Annotated in this window: 1 protein-coding gene; it reads right to left on the bottom strand. The window is 39.0% G+C overall.

Annotation, left to right across the window (positions count from 1 at the left end):
- Positions 1-269, bottom strand: a 269-nt coding sequence (locus FC36_RS10295) for an SspB-related isopeptide-forming adhesin (protein WP_156409561.1), incomplete at both ends; no start/stop codon positions are given.

Below are 269 nucleotides of genomic sequence, written 5' to 3'. Positions count from 1 at the left end.
AATTGGTCGGTAATGTTATTACCTTTAGCATCCTTAACCTTAAGTGTTGCTGTATTGGCAGTTAACTTAGTTTGGTCGTAGTCATCATCGAAGGACCAAGTATTATTCAATTCTTGCTTAGTGAATGAGTGACCTTTAAGACCGGTCAAGTCCCAAGTTCCTTCGTAAGTTACGATTTGGTTGTGAGATACGGAAGTACCGTCAATCTTAACACCATCAGTATTTTCTACCACCTTAATTACAACAGGGGAGGATTCTACTGTGTTAGT

The sequence above is a fragment of the Ligilactobacillus equi DSM 15833 = JCM 10991 genome (genome assembly GCF_001435735.1).
Lineage (GTDB): Bacteria > Bacillota > Bacilli > Lactobacillales > Lactobacillaceae > Ligilactobacillus > Ligilactobacillus equi.
Note: the sequence above shows the minus strand (reverse complement) of the source record. Positions and strands in the feature narration are given on the sequence as shown.